This window comes from Aquamicrobium terrae (assembly GCF_040545735.1).
GTDB lineage: Bacteria > Pseudomonadota > Alphaproteobacteria > Rhizobiales > Rhizobiaceae > Mesorhizobium > Mesorhizobium terrae_A.
Genome location: NZ_JBEPML010000011.1, coordinates 178,466 through 197,856 on the forward strand (window position 1 = coordinate 178,466; position 19,391 = coordinate 197,856).

The following is a 19,391-nucleotide window of genomic DNA, read 5'->3' on the forward strand; positions in this document are numbered from 1 at the left end:
TTGCCGGCGCGCGGCCGAACTTCGTGAAGGTCGCTTCCATCGTCCGCGCAATGCAAAGGCGCCGGGCCGAGGGTGGGCATCTGGCCTACAGGCTCATCCATACCGGCCAGCACTATGACGCGCGCATGTCCGGCGACTTCTTCGCCCAGCTCGGCATTCCCCAGCCGGACGTCAACCTTCTGGCGGGTTCGGGAACACAGGCGGAGCAGACGGCTGCGATCATGACAGGCTATGAAAAACTGCTCATGCAGGTCCCCGGCAGGCTCTGTCTCGTGGTCGGCGATGTCACCTCCACCATGGCCTGTGCGATCGCCGCGCAGAAGTTGAAAGTGCCGGTCGCCCATGTCGAGGCGGGCATCCGCTCCGGCGACTGGACCATGCCGGAAGAGATCAACCGCAGGGTGACCGACGCCATCACCAACTGGTTCTTCACCACCAGCGCAGGGGCAGGTGACAATCTCCGGCACGCGGGCATCGAGGATGAGCGCATCTTCTTTGTCGGCAACACGATGATCGACACCTTGCTGGCCAATCTCGACCGGTTGCGCCCACCTCCGTTCTGGAGCGAACTGGGCCTGTCGCCGGGCAGTTATTTTGTCATGACGTTGCACCGCCCCTCCAATGTGGACGAGGCTGCTTGCCTGGAGCGATTGCTGAAATCCATCGGCGCGTGCGCGCGGGGTCTGCCGGTGATTTTCCCGGTCCATCCGCGAACGGCGCGAACGCTGCGGACCATTTCCGGTCTGCCGGGCGCGATATGTTTCGTCGAGCCGCAGCCTTATCTCGAATTCAACCATCTGGTTCGCCATGCCAGGGCGGTCATCACCGATTCCGGTGGTGTCAGCGAGGAGGCGACGGTCATGGGCGTGCCGTGCATGACGCTGCGTGATGCGACGGAACGGCCGGAAACCGTCTCTGTCGGCACCAACGAGATCGTCGGAACCGATGCGGCCGCGCTTCGAGACGCTCTTCGACGCCTGTTCGCCGGCCAATGGAAGCGCGGCGAAATTCCCGACAAGTGGGACGGCCGCACCGGGGAGCGCATCGTGACGGCGCTCGAGGAGCTGCTGCCGGCGTGAACATGCCGCGTCTTTACTGGGAAACCCTGCGCCATTTGCGGCCGGTCCAGATCTATGGCCGTGCATGGTCTCGCGCCATCAGGCCACAGCCGAATCTGTGTCCCGCACCGCCCCTGCGAGCCCATCAAGGGCCCTGGGTGACACCGGCGCGGCGGCGCCGGAGCCTGACCGGGTCGGAGGAATTCTGTTTTCTCAACGAGGCGCACTCGCTGTCGCACCATGGCTGGGACGATCCTGCGCTCTCCAAATTGTGGCGCTACAATCTCCACTATTTCGACGATCTCAACGCCGAGGGCGCCGCGTGGCGTGAACCATGGCACAAGGCCCTGATCGCTCGCTGGATCGCCGAAAACCCTCCCGGCGCGGGGAGCGGCTGGGAGCCTTATCCGACATCGTTGCGCATCGTGAACTGGATCAAATGGGCGCTGGCCGGCAATGCCTTTGGCGGAGAAGCGCTGCACAGCCTCGCCATCCAAACCCGCTGGCTCGTCCGGCGGCTGGAGCATCATCTGCTCGGCAATCATCTCCTGGCCAATGCCAAGGCGCTGGTCTTTGCCGGGTCCTTCTTCTCAGGCCGTGAGGCGGAGGGCTGGCGGCAGCTTGGCTTTCGGCTTCTGGAGCGGGAGGTGGACGAGCAAATCCTCGCGGATGGCGGCCATTTCGAGCTGAGCACGATGTATCACGCGCTGGCGCTCGAGGACATGCTCGACCTCGTCAACGTCATGCGCAGCAGCGGAGCCACGGTCCCTCCTGCATGGGGCGCAAAGATCGCGGCGATGCGCGGATGGCTTGCCTGCATGTGCCATCCCGATGGCGAGATCGCCTTCTTCAATGACGCCGCGATCGGGATCGCTCCCTCCCCCAAAGCTTTGGAGCGTTACGCAAGGCGTCTCGGCTTTCCTTCCCGTGAAGCTGTGCGGAACGGATGCACCTGGCTGCGCGATAGCGGCTATATCCGGTTGCAGGACAGCCGCGCGGTGGCGCTGATCGACGTGGCACGTGTCGGCCCGGACCATCTTCCGGGCCATGCCCATGCAGATACGCTGTCCTTCGAACTGTCGGTTCGTGGGCAGCGGGTTATCGTCAATTCCGGAACGTCGCTTTACGGCAGCGGGCTGGAGCGCCAGCGACAGCGGGGAACGGCCGCCCACAACACCGTCGTTATCGACGGACAGGATTCCTCGGAGGTCTGGTCGGGATTCCGAGTGGCGCGGCGGGCGCGGCCGCACGGACTTTCGGTGACGCAGGCGGTTGGCGGTCCGGTCGTAGCCTGCGGCCATGACGGCTATGCGCGCCTGCCGGGGCGGCCCTACCACCACCGCACGTGGATCTTCGCGGAGGACGGCCTGACCGTCAGAGATGCGGTCCGGGGCTCCCATGCGGTGGCCGAGGCGCTGTTCCATTTCCATCCGGACCATACCGCTATCCTTTCCGAAGACGGCCGGTCGGGCCGGCTGATATTGGCATCCACGGAGGTTCTGCGCTGGCGTCTTGCCTGTGGCGAGGCCCGCCTGCAGCCATCGAGCTGGCATTCCGAATTCGGCTTGAGCCAACCTTCGCAATGTCTGGCGGTCAGGCTCAATGAAGGTAAAAGTGCCGTCGAATTCCGCTGGTCCGCCGCCTGACGGTTTCCGCATGCATATCCTGTTCCTGACCGACAATTTCCCCCCGGAAGTGAATGCCCCGGCCAGCCGTACATTCGAGCATTGTCGCGAATGGGTCGAGGCAGGCCACAGGGTTACGGTCATCACCTGTGCACCCAATTTCCCGGCGGGAAAGCTGTTCGAAGGCTATCGGAACCGGGTGTTCGGCCGCGAGACGACGGCCGGCATCGAGGTGGTGCGGGTGTGGAGCTACATCGCCGCCAACGAGGGCTTTCTGCGCCGCAGCCTCGACTATATGAGCTTCATGGTTTCCGCGATCCCGGCTGGTCTTGTGGTCGGGCGGCCGGATGTCGTCATCGCCACCTCTCCGCAATTCTTTGCCGCCTGCGCGGGCTACTTCGTCAGTCGTTTGCATCGCGTGCCGTTCATTTTCGAGCTGCGCGACCTGTGGCCGGAGTCGATCCGTGCCGTCGGCGCGATAAAGCGGCCGTCGCTGCTTTCGGCTCTGGAGAAGCTGGAGCTGTTCCTCTACCGCAAGGCAACGATGATCGTTGCGGTAACGCATTCCTTCAAGAGGAAGCTCGCCGCGCGCGGCATCGATCCGGCAAAACTCCATGTCGTGACCAACGGTGCCGACCTGCGCCTGTTTCGACAGGCCCCAAAGGACGAGGAACTGGCGCAGAAGCTGGGTCTGCGGGGTAAATTCGTCGCCGGCTACATCGGCACCCATGGCCTTGCCCATGCGCTGGAAACGCTGCTGGAAACCGCCCGGCTGCTGCGGGAGGAGGGTCGCGAGGACATCCATTTGCTGTTCCTGGGAGACGGGGCGGCAAAGGCATCGCTTTGCAGGCGGGCGCGGGACATGGGGCTTTCCAACGTCACCTTTCTCGATCCCGTGCCGAGAGCGCAGGTCGCGCGCTACTGGTCGCTGCTGGATGCGTCCGTCATCCATCTGCGCCGCAACGAGCTTTTCACCACAGTGATCCCGTCCAAACTGTTCGAGAGCATGGCCATGGGCGTTCCGGTCTTGCTCGGCGTTCGCGGGGAAGCGGCGGAACTCGTTGAGCGCGAGGAGGCCGGTCTCGTCTTCGAACCGGAGAATGCAGTCCACCTGCGCGACCGATTGGTCGAGCTGGCGGCCGACGATGTGCTTGCCTCGACATTGGGCGGCAACGGCACACGGGCGGCCGTCAAATACGACCGGCGCCGTCTGGCCAGCCATATGCTTCGGCTTGTCGAGGGCTGTGTGAGCGGCGAAACGGCAGTGCGGGAAGTCCCTGCCGGGCCCTGATCGACGGGTGTTTCGACAATCCTGTTTTCACGAATGGACAAGGCGATGAGAGCAACCCGAAGCCTGCTTCCTGTCATACTCCTGTTGGGCTTCACCTGTGGCTGCACCAGCACCGCCAATACCGGCGCGGCCCCTTCGGATGTGCTGGCCTTGCAGTCGGGGCCAGAGGCTTCCACGGCTGACGGGAGCCTCAAGCTGGTGAAGCACCTGCCGGCCCCGGCTGGCACGCGTGACGGGACCGAACAATTCCTGTCGCCGAACGATGTTCTGGAGATCAGCGTCTATCAGGCGGCGTCCCTCGACCGCACGGTGCAGGTCGATTCCTCCGGTCTCATTTCCCTGCCCTTGATCGGGGTGAGGACAGCCGCCGGCAAGTCCGTGCGCCAGTTGGAGCGGGAACTGGAGAAGGCCTACGGCGCCTCCTACCTGCAATCGCCCGATATCACGGTCTTCCTCAAGGAATCGGCCGGCCAGCGCGTGACCATCGACGGGGAGGTCGCCCGGGCCGGCCTCTATCCGGTTTCCGCGGGCACCACCTTGCTCGATGCCATCGCACTGGCGGGCGGCTTCCGCGATGTCGCCGACCAGGGCAAGGTCTATGTGTTCCGTGAGGTCGGAGGCGCCAGACTTGTAGCCAATTATGATGTGGGCGCCATTCGCAGCGGCCGCATGGCCAATCCCCGCATCTATGGCGGCGATGTCGTCATGGTGTTCACGTCACAAGGCCGGGTGGCGCTCAACAATCTGAAGGAAGCGCTGGGGATTGCGGTCAACGCGAGCCGGCTGGCCGTCATTCCATGATGCAATCCAATGACTTGACGCGATCGTTCCGCGTTCCGGGGGAGGGATTGGAATATGAGCATAGTTGATCATCCGCGCCATATCGGCCCAGGACATATTGGAAACGGGCCGCTCGCCTTCCTCGATGCGTCCCATGATCGGCATGGGCATTTTCGGAGCCATGCTCATGAGGCTTCCGGGCAGGAAGAAGGCATCGATATCCTGCGCCTGTTTCGCCATGTCGTGCATTATCGCTGGCTGTTGGTCGCCATGGCCGCGATCGGTCTGGTCGGCGCTCTGGTCGCCACCATGATGATGACGCCGCGATACAGGGCAACGGCGCGGCTGGAGGTGCTGGTGCCGCCGGCGAAAATCTTCCGGGACATGGAAGTCACCTCCGAAAGAAGCGACATCCGCTCCTATCTGACGGCGCGGGAGAAGCTGAGGAGCCGCTCGCTGGCCGAGCGTGTCGTGCTCGATCTCGGTCTGGGGGAGAGGGCGGATTTCCTCACCCCACGCGGCGGGCTTCTTCCTGCGAACATTCTCAATTGGGCGTTCGGCGCCTCCAATCGGGAAGACATCCCGGGATACTCTGGCGAAGAACGCGCCCGGCTGGCGGTCGAGAAGGTTCTGGCCAATCTCTCGGTCGAGCCGATCGCCAACACGAACCTGCTGTCCATCACCTATTCCGACCCGCAGCCGGAATATGCCTATCAGGTCGCCAACCAGGTCGCCCGCAGCTTCATCGATCAGCGTGTCGACCAGGCCGGCGACACCTCCTCGCAGGCTCGAAAATTCATCCAGGAACAGGTGCTGCAAGCAAAGGGCCGCCTGCAGAAGTCGGAGGAGGCGCTGGTCGACTATGCGCGGGGCGCCGGTATCACCATAACGGGCGGCGACGATTCCCTGATCGCCGCCAACCTGACCGAGATCAACCGGGCACTGGCGCTCGCGATCCAGGAAAGCCTCGACTACGGGCGTCTTGTCAGGCAGATCGACAGTGGTCATGGCGCAAGCCTCGAACAGGTGCTGGGCAGCGAAGGGCTGGAGAAACTGCGCGGCAGGCTGGCGGAGCTGAAGGCGGAATATCGGCAGAAGCTGACCCTGTTCAAGCCGGGGTTCCCGGAGATGCAGCAGCTTGGCGCGCAGATTCGTGAAATCGAGAGCCAGTTGAAACAGGGCATCGGGGCCATCACCGAGGCGATCCGCATCAAGCATGGCGAGACCCTCGCCAAGGTCGATGACCTCAGGAACAAGCTTTCGGAACTGGAAGCAGAGCAGGCCGCCTATCAGGACAAGAACATCCAGTACACAATCCTGAAGCGTGAGGTGGATTCCGACCGTTCCCAGTATGAAAGCCTGATCGCCAAGCTGAACGAGGTGGCCGTCGGTTCCGAATTGCGGAGCCGGAACGCAGCCATTGTCGACTTGGCCGTTTTGCCGCGAACCCCTTATGCGCCGCGCTTGCCCGTCAACCTTGCCATGGGGCTGGTGCTGTCGCTGTTGACCGGCGCGGCGGCCATCTACATCCTGGAGTTGCTCGACAGCGGCTTTTCCGATCCGGAACAGGTCGAGACCGAGCTTCAACTGCCCGTTCTGGGTGTCGTGCCGGCCGTCGATGAGCGTGACTTCAGGCAGGCCATGGCCGATCCGCGCTCCAGCCTTTCGGAAGGCTACCGTTCGTTGCGCGCGTCACTGCAGTTTTCCGGCGCGCGAGGTGCGCCGGGTGTGCTGCTCGTCACCAGTTGTGAGGCATCGGAAGGCAAGTCGACAACTGCCTGCAAGCTGGCCAATGATTTCGGTGCCCTTGGCGCCAAGGTGCTGCTGGTGGATGCGGATTTGCGCAGGCCCGTCATGCACCGCCTGTTCAAGCTCGACAATGCGGTGGGCCTAGGCAACATGCTGACGAACACGGTTCGACGCGGTGATCTTCCCAGGCTGATCAGGCAGGTCAGCGCGAATGTCAGCGTCATGACTGCCGGCACGCCGCCGCCGAACCCCGCCGATCTGCTTTCCTCCCCGAGAATGCGGCTTCTCCTGCCCAGGCTTGCCAACGGCTACGACATCGTCGTCATCGATGCGCCGCCCATTGCCGGGCTCTCCGATGCGTCGATCCTCGGCCGTGTTGCGGACGCAACCCTCCTTGTGGTCTCAGCCAACCATGTGACCCGCAAGGCCGCCCGCACGGCGCTGAGGCGTATCCGGACGGCCGGCGCCAATGTACTGGGAGTGGCCTTCACGAAAGTCTCGGCCCGCAAGCCGGTCTACCGCCACGTCTACAAATATCTGAGCCGCGATGCCTATGGCTATGGTGGAAGAATGGCCGGCGACGAGGTCGCGGCCTTGTCGCCGGCCCGCTCCGGGCAACACCTCGGCCATCCTGCCTGGCGCGTCAGGCAGGAAGTCTGAGGACAGGCCGGGGCTGGCGCTGAGCGTCAGGACCGCACGGGATGATCGATCGTGATTGCGGGAATGAGGTGGCTGGGGCGCCAGGATTCGAACCTGGGAATGTCGGTACCAAAAACCGATGCCTTACCGCTTGGCGACGCCCCAACGGAACTGTCCGGAACCGGACAGAGCGGCCTTATAGGCAGAGACGACAAAAAGCACAATCCGTCACGATGCGATTAAAGCGTCCCTGCCGGGCAGAGAAAACTGGTTTTTCGGCAGATCCGGGGCCGGCCCCGGAAGCCGCGCCCGGAGCAAGTTACTCGCCCCATACCGCCAGTTCGTTGCCGGCCGGATCTGCAAAATGGAACCGCCGGCCGCCAGGGAAGGAGAAGATCGGCTTGACGATTCGCCCGCCGGCCGCCGTCACCGCGGCCAGCGTCTCTTCCAGGTTCTCGCTGTAGAGCACCGGCAGCGGCTTTGCCGAACCTTCGGTCGCATCGGTGTGGAAACCGCCGTCCAGCCCTTCGTTGAAGGCCGAATAGGTCGGCCCGTAATCGGTGAAGGACCACGAAAAGGCGGTGCTGTAGAAGGCCTTGACGCTGTCCAGCGTGCCGCCGGTGGCCGGCATTTCGATATAGTCAAGCTTGCCTGTCTGTCGCATGGCATCCTCCTCGTTCTGGTTATGTTCTAGTTCTTTTCGCTCGCCCGGGCAACATCGGGTTGAAGGGCCACGGGTATTTTTCACCAAGGCGCCGGGCTGCTGGCATCTCGGTCCGCGGGCATTCAGGGACGCCGCAGGGAAACAGGGTCGGACCTTTAATCGATATAGATTGCCGGCAGTTCAAGCGCGCGCTTGCCTTTCGCTTTTCGGCACCTTATCGCTGCCCGCATCCAGCCCCGGCCGGGGCATGTCGACCACAGCAAGCCGGGGAGAAGGCATGAGAAAGTGGGTGTACACCTTCGGTGACGGAGCGGCCGAAGGGCGCGCCGGGGACAGGAACCTTCTCGGCGGCAAGGGCGCGAACCTTGCCGAAATGTGCAGCCTCGGGCTGCCGGTGCCGCCCGGTTTCACCATCACCACCGAAATGTGCAACTGGTACTATGCCAACGGCCGCCGCTACCCGCAGGAGTTCGAGGCGCAGCTCGACGCCGCGCTCGACCACATCGGCAAGGTGACCGGCCGCCGGTTCGGCGATCCGTCCAAGCTGTTGCTGGTCTCGGTGCGCTCCGGTGCGCGCGCCTCCATGCCGGGCATGATGGATACAGTGCTCAATCTCGGCCTCAACGACGAGACGGTCGAGGCGCTGGCTTCCGATTCGGGCGACAGGCGCTTCGCCTATGACAGCTATCGCCGCTTCATCCAGATGTACTCCAACGTGGTGCTGGGGCTCGACCACGAGGTGTTCGAGGAAATCCTCGAGGACGCCAAGGCCCGCCTCGGCCATGAACTCGATACCGATCTGACTGCCGTCGAATGGCAGGAGGTCATCGACCTCTACAAGGCCAAGGTGCAGGAGGAGCTGGAAAAGCCGTTCCCGCAGGACCCGCGCGAGCAGCTCTGGGGCGCGATCGGCGCGGTGTTCTCGAGCTGGATGAACCAGCGCGCCATCACCTACCGGCGCCTGCACGACATTCCCGAAAGCTGGGGCACGGCCGTCAATGTGCAGGCCATGGTGTTCGGCAATATGGGCGACACATCCGCCACCGGCGTGGCCTTCACCCGCAATCCCTCGACCGGCGAAAACTCGCTCTATGGCGAGTTCCTCGTCAACGCGCAGGGCGAGGACGTGGTGGCCGGCATCCGCACGCCGCAGAACATCACCGAGGCGGCGCGCATCGCTGCCGGCTCCGACCGGCCGTCGCTGGAAAAGCTGATGCCGGAGGCGTTCCGCAGCTTCGTCGAGATTTCGCAGCGGCTGGAAAACCACTACCGGGACATGCAGGACCTCGAATTCACCATCGAGCGCGGCAAGCTGTGGATGCTGCAGACGCGCTCCGGCAAGCGCACCGCCAAGGCGGCGTTGAAGATCGCCGTCGACATGGCCAATGAAGGGCTGATCACGAAGGAGGAAGCGGTCTGCCGCATCGATCCGGCCTCGCTCGACCAGCTTCTGCATCCGACCATCGACCCCAAGGCCGCGCGCGATGTCATCGGTGTCGGCCTGCCGGCTTCGCCGGGTGCGGCGACGGGTGAAATCGTGTTCTCCTCCGACGAGGCGGAGGAGATGAAGTCGGTCGGCCGCAAGGTGATTCTCGTTCGTGTCGAGACCAGCCCGGAAGACATCCACGGCATGCATGCCGCGCAAGGCATCCTCACCACGCGCGGCGGCATGACCAGCCATGCGGCGGTGGTGGCGCGCGGCATGGGCAAGCCCTGCGTCTCCGGTGTCGGTTCGCTGCGTGTCGATCACAAGAACGGCACGCTGATGGCGCTCGGCCAGACCTTCCGCAAGGGCGACATCATCACCATCGACGGCGGTTCGGGCCAGGTGCTGAAGGGCGCGGTGCCGATGCTCCAGCCGGAACTGTCCGGCGATTTCGCCGCCATCATGGAATGGGCGGATGCGGCGCGCCGCATGAAGGTACGCACCAACGCCGAAACCCCGGCGGATGCGCGCATGGCCCGTTCCTTCGGTGCCGAGGGTATCGGCCTTTGCCGCACCGAGCACATGTTCTTCGACGGCGACCGCATCGTTTCCATGCGCGAGATGATCCTTGCCGACACCGAGAAGGACCGGCGCGCGGCGCTGGCCAAGCTGCTGCCCATGCAGAGGTCGGATTTCCTCGCCCTGTTCGAGATCATGGCCGGCCTGCCGGTGACGATCCGCCTGCTCGACCCGCCGCTGCACGAGTTCCTTCCCAAGACCGAGGAGGAACTGGTCGAGGTGGCCGAGGGCATGGGTGTTTCGTCCGACAAGCTGCGCCAGCGCACCGAGGCCCTGCACGAATTCAATCCGATGCTGGGCCATCGCGGCTGCCGCCTGGCCGTCTCCTATCCCGAGATCGCCGAGATGCAGGCCCGCGCCATCTTCGAGGCTGCGGTGGAAGCCGGGCGCAGGGCCGGCAAGCTGGTGGTGCCGGAAATCATGGTGCCGCTGGTCGGCCTCAAGAAGGAGCTCGACTACGTCAAGGCCCGCATCGATGCCGTCGCCAGGAGCGTGATGGACGAAACCGGTGTCGCCATCGAATATCTGACCGGCACCATGATCGAGCTGCCGCGCGCGGCCATTCGCGCCCATGTCATCGCTGAAACCGCCGAATTCTTCTCCTTCGGCACCAACGACCTGACGCAGACGACCTTCGGCATCTCGCGCGACGATGCGGCGAGCTTCCTCGAAATATACCGCCAGAAGGGCATCATCGATCAGGATCCGTTCGTGTCGATCGATATCGATGGCGTCGGTGAACTGGTTCGCCTCGGGGCCGAGAAGGGCAGGGCCGCGCGCCCGGGCATCAAGCTCGGCATCTGCGGCGAGCATGGCGGCGATCCGGCCTCGATCCGCTTCTGCGAGGAGGTAGGACTCGACTATGTGTCGTGCTCGCCGTTCCGCGTGCCGATCGCGCGGCTGGCGGCGGCGCAGTCGGCCATTCGAAAGGCTGGGTGAAGGAAGCGGCTAGGCGGCCGCGTTCAGCGCATCCATGAGGGCGGCATAGGAAGCGGCGATCCCGGCGAGCGGATTGCCGCTTTTCGAGGCTGTCTCGACCTTCAGCGGCCCCCCGGATACAGGCTGGGAAAGCAGCAGGAACTGCCGGCTGTCACCGTCGCCGATACAGCCGGCGGCGACATGCTCCTCCGCCTCGTCACTCCCGGTGCGCACTTTGAAGAGCAGCCGGCCGCCGACCGCTTCAAGGGCCTCGCTCGCAATCTGCGCGAATTCCTCGTCCGAAACCGAATTTGCCTCGGGCGCGATCTCGGCCAGGCTTTCCGCCAATGTCTCTTCCAGCACCTTTTCGTCGAGCTGTGCTTCCATGCCGATGGCCCTGTGTTTGCCGGTCAATCCCCTTCTTAAGAAAGCATTTACCGTCAGCGTGGCTGCATTGTGGCGTGCCGGGGCCGGGTGGCCGCCGGCGAGGAGCGCGGCGCATCAACTTTGATGAAGAGCGCCTGAAAATCCTTGAGCGGATAGCGCAGTCTCCCGAAAAGCGGATTCCCCTTTTCGGTCCGATGCTCTAAGTCTGTCACCCGGAAAGACTTCGATGGCGGGCGATGACGGCATTTCCTGAACGGCGGACCACCATGGCGGCAGGCTGGTCGCGTCGCATGGCGGCTTTTTCGGCCGTGCTTTTGCTGACGGTCTGGACGGGGCATCATTTCGGCCTCGTCGAAACGCCGGCTTTCCTGTGGGTGCTGGCGCTGGTTGCGCTGCTGGCGGCTTTGGCCCTGCTGTTCGCGGGCTGGGCCTTTGCGAGGCTGTGGAATTTCGGCGACCGGGGTGGACGCGACCTCACGGTCGGAGCGCTGGTCGCGCTGGTCGTGCTGGCGCCCTTCGCGGTCGCCTCCTACTGGGCGTTGACCTTCCCGCCGCTGCGCGACATTTCTACCGATCTCGAAGCGCCGCCGCCGCTGTCCGGCGCGGAAGGCAGCGGCCCGGTTACCACGCCGGGCGAGCGCCGCCTGCAGGCGCAGGCCTATCCGCTCGTCAACGGCCGCCGCTACGACCTGCCATTCGCGGAGGCGCTTGCCATGGTGCAAAACGTGCTGCGGCGTCAGGGGTGGACGGACACGAAGACGCGGCCGTCCTCCGATATCAATGTGCGGGAAGTGGTCATCACCGCCACCGCGTCGAGCTTCGTGCTGGAACTGCCGGCCGATGTCGCCATACGCGTGAGCGGCGACGAGGAGACGAGCTTCATCGACATGCGCTCGGCCTCCCGTTACGGACGCCACGATCTCGGCGACAATGCCGACCGCATCGTCAGGTTCCTCAAGGAACTGGACCAGGAGGTCACCGGCCAGACCGGCCTCGAGCAGGGCGAATAGGCCGCCGTTCCGTCAGCGCGCGGGCTCGTAGATGCCGTCGATGGCCGGCGCGCCGTTGGTGGCGACCAGGCGGCGTGCGACCAGATCCTCCAGATGCGCCAGGATCGACAGGCCGGCAGCCCCGTGCAGGCGTGGGTCGGTGTCGCGGTAGATGGCCTTGACCATGTCCTTGATGGTGCGGTCGCCTTTCCCCAGCCGTTCGAGGATGGCGCGCTCGCGCATCTTGCGATGGGCCTTGAGGCCGCGCATGAACGCCCTCGGCTGGCTGACGGGGCCGCCATGGCCCGGCAGGAGCAGCCGGTCGTCGCGTTCGAGCAGCTTTTCCAGCGACGCCATATAGTCGGCCATGGCGCCGTCGGGCGGCGCCACGATGCTGGTCGACCAGGCCATGACGTGATCGGCGCTGAACAGAAGGTCGGTGCCTTCGAGCGCGAAAGCCATGTGGTTCGCCGCATGGCCGGGGGTATGGAGCGCCCGGATCGACCAGCCGTCGCCATCGACGAGCGCATTGTCGGGCAGGGCGATGTCGGGCATGAAATCGGTGTCGTTGCTTTCGTCCAGCGCGTTGACCTCGCCGATGGCGAGTTCCCGAGCCGCCCGGTGCGGGCCTTCCGCCAGCACGAGGGCGCCGGTCGCGGCCTTGAGACGCGCGGCGAGCGGCGAATGATCCCGATGCGTGTGGCTGACGAAGATGTGGCTGACCGGCCGCCCGGCGATGGCGTCGAGCAGGGTCTTCAGGTGGCGCTCGTCGTCCGGGCCGGGATCGATCACCGCCAGCGTGTCGTGGCCGACGATGTAGCTGTTGGTTCCGTGGAAGGTGAAGGGTGAGGCGTTGGGCGCTGTGACGCGCAGGACGCCGGGCGCGGCGCTGACCGCCGAGCCGTGGGCGGGCTCGAAGCCCGTATCGAATTCAAGTGCCATATGCGATGCAATTCATCTGCGATGTAGGTGTGCCGTCCGCCATGTCGTGCCGCGAAACCATTTGCCGCATAGCATGTAAGTCAATATAGGGGAAACGTGCAGGGGTCATTGCACCTGCCCGATCGCGCCCCGACCAAATGGAATGAGGAAGAACATGGCAATTGCAACGACGATGCGTCCGCTTGTTTCACTGGCCCTGCCCGAGAAAGGCGCCGCGCGCCTGGCGACACAGCTCTTCCTCGCCATCGCCGGCACGCTGCTGCTGACCCTTTCGGCCAAGACCAAGGTCTTCCTCGGCCCGGTCGACATTTCGCTGCAGACGCTGGCGGTCCTGCTGATCGCGTCGGCCTTCGGCATGCGTCTCGCCGTCGCCACCCTGCTTCTCTACATGGCCCAGGGTGCCATGGGCCTGCCGGTGTTCCAGAGCACGCCGGAAAAGGGCATCGGCATCGCCTACATGCTGGGCACCACCGGCGGCTATCTCGCAGGTTTCGTCGCCATGGCCGCCATCGCCGGCTGGGCCGCCGACCGTGGCTTCGACCGTAACCCCTTCAAGCTGTTCGGCGCTTTCATGGTCGCCGAAGTGGTGATGATGGCGATGGGCTTTGCCTGGCTCGCCGTGCTGATCGGCGCCGACAAGGCCTGGCAGTTCGGCGTCGTGCCGTTCGTCGTCGGCGACCTCATCAAGGTTGCGCTGGCCGCGAGCCTCGTTCCTGCCGTCTGGTCGATCGTCGCCCGCTTCCGCTAGGCGCCGACAAAGCAAACCATACAAAAACGCCCGGCGTCGGTTGCGACGCCGGGCGTTTTCTTTTGTTGGCGGCCGACTTAGGCGTTCTTCGCTTCCGTGTCATCCGCCGGGATCGATGCGGCGATCAGGATGGAGAAGAACACGAAGAACGAATCCATGATGTCGTGCTTGAACATGATCTGGGTCATGCCGCACAGCGCATATGCGCCGGAGACGATCAGCGCCGCGAACAGGCGCAGCCGATAGTTGGCATCGCGCGGCGCCCGCCATGCCAGCACGACCGGCATGCACAGGGCCGCGATCATCGCGCTGAGCACGAGCACGCCGCCGTCCAGCATGAAGGTCAGGATGCTGTTGTGGGCATGGGTATAGCCCCGGATCACGTTGCCATCCAGCATCAGGGTCGGCACCAGCGCATCCATCCGGTTCTGGATGCCGTAGCCCCAGAGCGGGGACTGGCGGATCGCTTCCAGCGCGGCATGCCACAGCCGCACGCGCTCGCCGATGGGGCCGTCCGTGTGGCCGTTGTGCAGCAGGATGCCAAGTTCGCCGATCGTCTCCTGGAAGCGTGCATACAGCGCCTCCCGGGTAAAGTAGATGATCACGAACGCCGCCACGAACGCCAGCACCGTGGCCGGGCGCAGGACCATGGCGCGCAGCCTTATCGGCGCGAATATGGCCAGCAGCAGCAGGATGGGGATGGCGGCGAGCGCCACGCCGCGGGTGAGGGACATCAGAAGCGCGGCCATGCCCGCGCCGATGGCGATCATGCCGAGAAGCGTGCCCTCGCGCGACGCCGAGCCGATCTTGAGCCCGCCCAACCCCATCAGGCACAGTGACATCATGGCAAAGACCGCCTCGTTGCCGGCGCCGCCGGCCGGGCGCACGCCGAAGATGGCCAGTTGCACGAAGGCGATGAGACAGGCCGCGATCGCGCCGACCGCCGCGCCGGTAATGTAGGGCGTCAGATAGTCGAGGCCTTCGCTGGCCCGCAGCCGGGGAATGATGGCCCAGGGCGAGAGAAAGGCCAGCAGCCACACGCATGAGCGCGGCGCCTGGGCGGGGTTTTCGCCGACCAGTCCCGTGAGCATGATCAGGCCGGCGAAGAAGGTGAAGGTCCACGCCAGCAGGCGGTCCGAGCTGCTCATCCGGAACTTGAAACGGCCGAGCGCCAACGAGATCAGCGCCCATACCAGGAATGTATAGAGAAGCACCGAAATGGCGCTGCCGGCGGCGGCGGGCAGGGCGCCCATCAAAAAGGCGGAAATAACGTTGTTGCGCGCTATGCCGTCAGTGGGAAGCGAGGCGGCGAGCGTACCCGATCCGCCGCGGCTGAAGCTGAGCTTACTGAAAATATGCAACGGTCCCCATTTCTCGTGGCAGCGCGTGCGGCGGCCCGATACCTCTCCTGATCCTCCACATTCTCCTGCGCGGATTCCAGCGTGATGTCCATGACGTTTGCCGGTTCGGCACGGAGGTGGCGCTTTTCTAGGCACCGAAAATGATGCCCATTTGATGGCATGCCGCCGGATGCGGCCGTTTCGAATGTTTGTTCCCCACATTGCTCCGGGCATGGAAAAATCATTGCCTTCAGCCCGTCGAATGAGTTGGCCTTGCGTTGGTCGCCCCCGCGCGCAGGGTTAGAAAGCGGGCGCGGACGCAGATTTCCGACACAGGCAAAGTCAGTCCCCGACGGCAGGCCCCAGATGGCAGACTTCCGGGTGCAGATTCTGGCGGCATCTGAAGGTCGTTCTTGGTCGGTTGAAAGGAAAGCAGGCTGACATGGCGCCGGTGCTCACCCATCTCCAGCGGTTGGAGGCGGAATCCATCCATATCTTCCGCGAAGTCGCCGCAAGCTTTTCCAAGCCGGTGATGCTCTATTCGGTCGGCAAGGATTCGTCGGTGCTCATGCATCTGGCGTTCAAGGCCTTCTATCCGGCCAGGCCGCCCTTTCCGTTCCTGCATGTCGATACGACATGGAAGTTCCGCGAGATGATCGCTTTCCGTGACGAGATGGCGGCGCGCCTCGGTTTCGACCTCATCGTGCACATCAACGAGGATGGCGTCCGCGACGGGATCAACCCCTTCGACCACGGCTCCAACACGCACACCCATGTCATGAAGACCGTGGCGCTGCGGCAGGCGCTGGACAAATACGGCTTCGACGCCGCTTTCGGCGGCGCGCGCCGGGACGAGGAGAAGTCGCGCGCCAAGGAGCGCATCTTCTCCTTCCGCAATGCCAGCCATGCCTGGGACCCGAAGAACCAGCGCCCTGAGATGTGGAACATCTACAATACCCGCATTTCGCCCGGCGAATCGATCCGCGTGTTTCCGCTGTCCAACTGGACCGAGCTCGATATCTGGCAGTACATCCTGCAGGAGAACATCCCCATCGTTCCGCTCTATTTCGCCAAGCGCCGGCCAGTCGTGCAGCGCGGCGACATGCTGATCCTCAAGGACGACGAGCGCATGAAGCTGCTGCCCGGCGAGCAGGTGCAGGAGCGGCTGGTGCGGTTCCGCACGCTGGGCTGCTACCCGCTCACCGGCGCGCTCGAATCCGGCGCCGACACGCTGGAGGCCATCGTCGGCGAGATGCTGACGGCCCGCACCTCCGAGCGGCAGGGGCGGGCGATCGACCGCGACGAATCCGGCTCCATGGAAAAGAAGAAGCGCGAGGGATATTTCTGAAATGCGGCACGTAACGCCAGACAATCTCGATGCGGTCGAGGGCGTGCGCGCCTATCTCGCCTCCCAGGAGAAGAAGTCGCTGCTGCGCTTCCTGACCTGCGGCTCCGTGGATGACGGCAAGTCGACGCTGATCGGGCGGCTGCTTGCCGATACGCGGCAGATCTTCGAGGACCAGCTTGCCGCGCTCGAGCAGGATTCGCGCCGTCACGGCACGACCGGCGACGAGGTGGATTTCGCGCTGCTGGTCGACGGGCTGGAGGCCGAGCGCGAGCAGGGCATCACCATCGACGTCGCCTATCGCTTCTTCGCCACGCCCAAGCGCAAGTTCATCGTCGCCGACACGCCCGGCCACGAGCAATATACGCGCAACATGGCTACCGGCGCCTCCACCTGCGACCTCGCCATCGTGCTGGTCGATGCGCGGCAGGGCGTGCTGCGCCAGACGCGGCGGCACACCGTCATCGCCTCGCTGCTCGGCATCCGCCACATCGTCCTGGCGGTCAACAAGATCGACCTCGTCGGCTACGATCAGGCGGCATTCGAGAGCATCGTGGCGCAGTACCGCGCCTTTGCGGGCAAGCTCGGTTTCCGCACCATCGAGGCGGTCCCGATTTCGGCCCGCTATGGCGACAATGTCAGCCAGCCCTCGCAGCATCTCGGCTGGTATGAAGGCCCGACGCTGGTCGAGCATCTGGAGACGGTGGTGGTGGACGACGAGGCCGTCGAGCAGCCGTTCCGCCTGCCGGTGCAATATGTGAACCGCCCCGATCTCGATTTTCGCGGCTTTGCCGGCACCATCGCCTCAGGCTCGGTTTCGCCGGGCGACGAAGTCGTGGTGGCCAAATCCGGCAAGCAGGCGCGGGTGAAGCGCATCGTGGCCCAGGGCGGCGACCTCGACAGGGCCGTGGCCGGACAGGCGGTGACGCTGGTTCTGGACGAGGAAGTCGAGGTTTCGCGCGGCAACGTGCTGGTGGCGCCATCGGCCCGCCCGCAGGTGGCGGACCAGTTCTCCGCCTCCGTCGTCTGGTTCGACGAACAGGCGCTGCGGCCGGGAGGCCTCTATCTGTTGCGCACGGCGACCGATCAGGCGAGCGCGACCGTCGATGGCATCCGGCACAGGTTGAACATCAACGATTTCACCGAAGAGGGCGCGCGCACGCTCGAACTCAACGAGGTGGGCGTCGTCACCATCTCGCTGCGCGCGCCGGTCGCTTTCGATTCCTTCGCCGAGAACCGTGCGACCGGCGCCTTCATCCTCATCGACCGCATCACCAATGCGACCGTGGGCGCCGGCATGATCCGGCACGGCATCAGGCGGGCCGACAATATCCACTGGCAATCGCTCGATGTCGGCCGTGAAGCGCGGGCCGCGATCAAGCACCAGCGCCCGGCGGTGCTGTGGTTCACCGGGCTGTCGGGCTCGGGCAAGTCCACCATCGCCAATCTGCTGGAGAAGAAGCTTCACGCCGCCGGGCGCCACACCTATATCCTCGATGGCGACAATGTCCGCCATGGGCTCAACCGCGACCTCGGCTTCACCGAGGAAGACCGGGCCGAGAACATTCGCCGCGTGGCCGAAGTCGCCAAGCTGATGGCCGATGCCGGCCTCGTCGTCATCGTGTCCTTCATCTCGCCCTTCCGCAGCGAGCGGCGGCTGGCGCGCGACCTGATGGAGAAAGGCGAGTTCATCGAGGTGTTCGTCGACACGCCGTTCGAGGAATGCGTGCGCCGCGACCCCAAGGGGCTGTATGCTAAGGCGTTGAAAGGCGAGATCGACAACTTTACAGGAATGGACTCGCCGTACGAATCGCCGGAGAACCCCGAGGTACGCCTGCAGACCCTCGGCCGCACCCCGGAAGAGATGGTGGAGGCGGTAGAACGGTGGTTGACAGAGCGTGACATTGCCCAGGATCAGTACGAAAGCGGCGGCGGTATCTGACGATACGGACATTCTTGCGCTGTTCGAAACGCTCGCGCTCGAAGCCGGGCGCGAGATCATGCACATCTTCGAAGCGGGCTGCGCGGTCGAGAGCAAGGCCGACAGCTCGCCGGTGACCGACGCCGACAGGGCAAGCGAGCGCATCATCCTCGAAGGGTTGCGCGCCAGCTTTCCCGGCATTCCCTGCGTGGCGGAGGAGGAAACCGCGGCCGGCGTCCGGCCGGGCGAGATCGGCAGTGCGTTCTTTCTGGTCGATCCGCTCGACGGCACCAAGGAATTCGTCAACCGCCGCGCCGACTTCACCGTCAATATCGCGCTGATCCGCGATGGCGCGCCGGAAGTCGGTGTCGTCTTCGCGCCGTGCAGCGGACGATTCTTTTCCGGCCGGCCCGGCCTGGCGGAAACGCTCTGGGTTGGCGAGGACTATTCCGTCGTGGCGCGCCAGCGCATCGGCGTGCGCGAGCAGGCGATGCCGCCCACCGTGGTCGCCAGCCGCTCCCACAACACACCGGAGACGGAGGATTATATCGCCGCCCTCGGCATGGCCGAGATCGTCTCGGTCGGCTCGTCGCTGAAATTCTGCCTGCTGGCGGCGGGCGAGGCGGACCTTTATCCGCGCTTCAGCCGCACCATGGAATGGGACACGGCCGCCGGCGACGCCGTGCTGCGCGCGGCCGGCGGCATGACCCGCACGGTCAACGGCGCACCGCTTGCCTATGGCAAGCGCAACCTGCCGGACGACGTGGATTTTTCCAATCCGTTCTTCATCGCGCGGGGCCGGTGAAGGAGGGAGAAACCTCCGAATCTAACCCGCCGCTGTCATCCCGGATAGCCTCCGCTTCGCTTCGGCTTCCGGGATTGTTTGATCGATATGGGGTAGGTTGAGCAGCGAGGCTGCGGGCCTGCAAACCCGCAGCCTCGGCGGCAGGCGACCGGTTCCGGGATCGGGCCGACACCCGACGTCATCAA

The 19,391-nt window shown here is 64.7% G+C and carries 15 protein-coding genes and 1 tRNA gene; 11 read left to right on the plus strand and 5 right to left on the minus strand.

The annotated features are described in order from the left end of the window. Window positions 1-23 precede the first annotated feature (23 nt). Genes wecB through ABID37_RS16630 form a run of 5 tightly spaced genes read left to right on the plus strand, consistent with a single transcriptional unit; the run spans window position 24 to window position 7,163 of the window. The gene (wecB, locus tag ABID37_RS16610; RefSeq protein WP_354196743.1) at window positions 24-1,079 is read left to right on the plus strand and encodes a non-hydrolyzing UDP-N-acetylglucosamine 2-epimerase; all 1,056 of its coding nucleotides are present in this window, start codon (window positions 24-26) and stop codon (window positions 1,077-1,079) included. Between the two features lie 2 nt (window positions 1,080-1,081). Continuing rightward, window positions 1,082-2,704: a heparinase II/III family protein gene (locus tag ABID37_RS16615; protein WP_354196785.1), complete on the plus strand. Its 1,623-nt coding sequence runs from the start codon at window positions 1,082-1,084 to the stop codon at window positions 2,702-2,704. Between the two features lie 10 nt (window positions 2,705-2,714). Next, window positions 2,715-3,974 (plus strand): glycosyltransferase family 4 protein, encoded by a 1,260-nt coding sequence (locus tag ABID37_RS16620; RefSeq protein WP_354196745.1) that lies wholly within the window; start codon window positions 2,715-2,717, stop codon window positions 3,972-3,974. A gap of 45 nt (window positions 3,975-4,019) precedes the next feature. Then, window positions 4,020-4,775, plus strand: a complete 756-nt coding sequence (locus tag ABID37_RS16625) for a polysaccharide biosynthesis/export family protein (protein ID WP_354196747.1) — start codon at window positions 4,020-4,022, stop codon at window positions 4,773-4,775. Between the two features lie 54 nt (window positions 4,776-4,829). Further along, window positions 4,830-7,163 (plus strand): GumC family protein, encoded by a 2,334-nt coding sequence (locus tag ABID37_RS16630; RefSeq protein WP_354196749.1) that lies wholly within the window; start codon window positions 4,830-4,832, stop codon window positions 7,161-7,163. A gap of 69 nt (window positions 7,164-7,232) precedes the next feature. Here ABID37_RS16630 and ABID37_RS16635 read toward each other — a convergent pair. Continuing rightward, window positions 7,233-7,307 (minus strand) — tRNA-Gln (locus tag ABID37_RS16635). Window positions 7,308-7,461: 154 nt separating this feature from the next. Beyond that, the gene (locus ABID37_RS16640; protein ID WP_354196751.1) at window positions 7,462-7,806 is read right to left on the minus strand and encodes a VOC family protein; all 345 of its coding nucleotides are present in this window, start codon (window positions 7,804-7,806) and stop codon (window positions 7,462-7,464) included. A 277-nt stretch (window positions 7,807-8,083) separates the two neighbouring features. Between ABID37_RS16640 and ppdK the strand changes: the two genes are divergently transcribed. Beyond that, window positions 8,084-10,750 carry a pyruvate, phosphate dikinase gene (gene ppdK, locus ABID37_RS16645; RefSeq protein ID WP_354196753.1) on the plus strand — a complete coding sequence of 889 codons (2,667 nt, stop codon included), beginning with the start codon at window positions 8,084-8,086 and terminating at the stop codon, window positions 10,748-10,750. Between the two features lie 9 nt (window positions 10,751-10,759). On the opposite strand, the gene ABID37_RS16650 is transcribed toward ppdK, so the two are convergent. After that, window positions 10,760-11,143: a hypothetical protein gene (locus ABID37_RS16650; RefSeq protein ID WP_354196755.1), complete on the minus strand. Its 384-nt coding sequence runs from the start codon at window positions 11,141-11,143 to the stop codon at window positions 10,760-10,762. Window positions 11,144-11,352: 209 nt separating this feature from the next. On the opposite strand from ABID37_RS16650, the gene ABID37_RS16655 reads away from it, so the two are divergent. Next, the gene (locus ABID37_RS16655) at window positions 11,353-12,126 is read left to right on the plus strand and encodes a DUF1499 domain-containing protein (protein ID WP_354196757.1); all 774 of its coding nucleotides are present in this window, start codon (window positions 11,353-11,355) and stop codon (window positions 12,124-12,126) included. 12 nt (window positions 12,127-12,138) lie between these two features. On the opposite strand, the gene ABID37_RS16660 is transcribed toward ABID37_RS16655, so the two are convergent. Continuing rightward, complete coding sequence (locus tag ABID37_RS16660) at window positions 12,139-13,047, minus strand: MBL fold metallo-hydrolase (protein WP_354196759.1); 909 nt, start codon at window positions 13,045-13,047, stop codon at window positions 12,139-12,141. Between the two features lie 154 nt (window positions 13,048-13,201). On the opposite strand from ABID37_RS16660, the gene ABID37_RS16665 reads away from it, so the two are divergent. Continuing rightward, window positions 13,202-13,795 (plus strand): biotin transporter BioY, encoded by a 594-nt coding sequence (locus ABID37_RS16665; RefSeq protein ID WP_354196761.1) that lies wholly within the window; start codon window positions 13,202-13,204, stop codon window positions 13,793-13,795. Window positions 13,796-13,872: 77 nt separating this feature from the next. Here ABID37_RS16665 and ABID37_RS16670 read toward each other — a convergent pair whose 3' ends face one another. Then, complete coding sequence (locus ABID37_RS16670) at window positions 13,873-15,156, minus strand: O-antigen ligase family protein (protein ID WP_354196763.1); 1,284 nt, start codon at window positions 15,154-15,156, stop codon at window positions 13,873-13,875. 421 nt (window positions 15,157-15,577) lie between these two features. On the opposite strand from ABID37_RS16670, the gene cysD reads away from it, so the two are divergent. From cysD to cysQ, 3 genes are read left to right on the plus strand one after another with little or no spacing between them, the layout of a single operon-like run. Continuing rightward, window positions 15,578-16,483, plus strand: coding sequence for a sulfate adenylyltransferase subunit CysD (cysD, locus tag ABID37_RS16675; RefSeq protein ID WP_354196765.1), 906 nt, complete (start codon window positions 15,578-15,580; stop codon window positions 16,481-16,483). A gap of 1 nt (window position 16,484) precedes the next feature. After that, a complete protein-coding gene (gene cysN, locus ABID37_RS16680) occupies window positions 16,485-18,422 on the plus strand; it encodes a sulfate adenylyltransferase subunit CysN (RefSeq protein ID WP_354196767.1) in 1,938 nt (645 codons plus the stop codon). 10 nt (window positions 18,423-18,432) lie between these two features. Further along, window positions 18,433-19,206 carry a 3'(2'),5'-bisphosphate nucleotidase CysQ gene (gene cysQ / locus ABID37_RS16685; RefSeq protein ID WP_435521575.1) on the plus strand — a complete coding sequence of 258 codons (774 nt, stop codon included), beginning with the start codon at window positions 18,433-18,435 and terminating at the stop codon, window positions 19,204-19,206. Window positions 19,207-19,391: the final 185 nt, after the last annotated feature.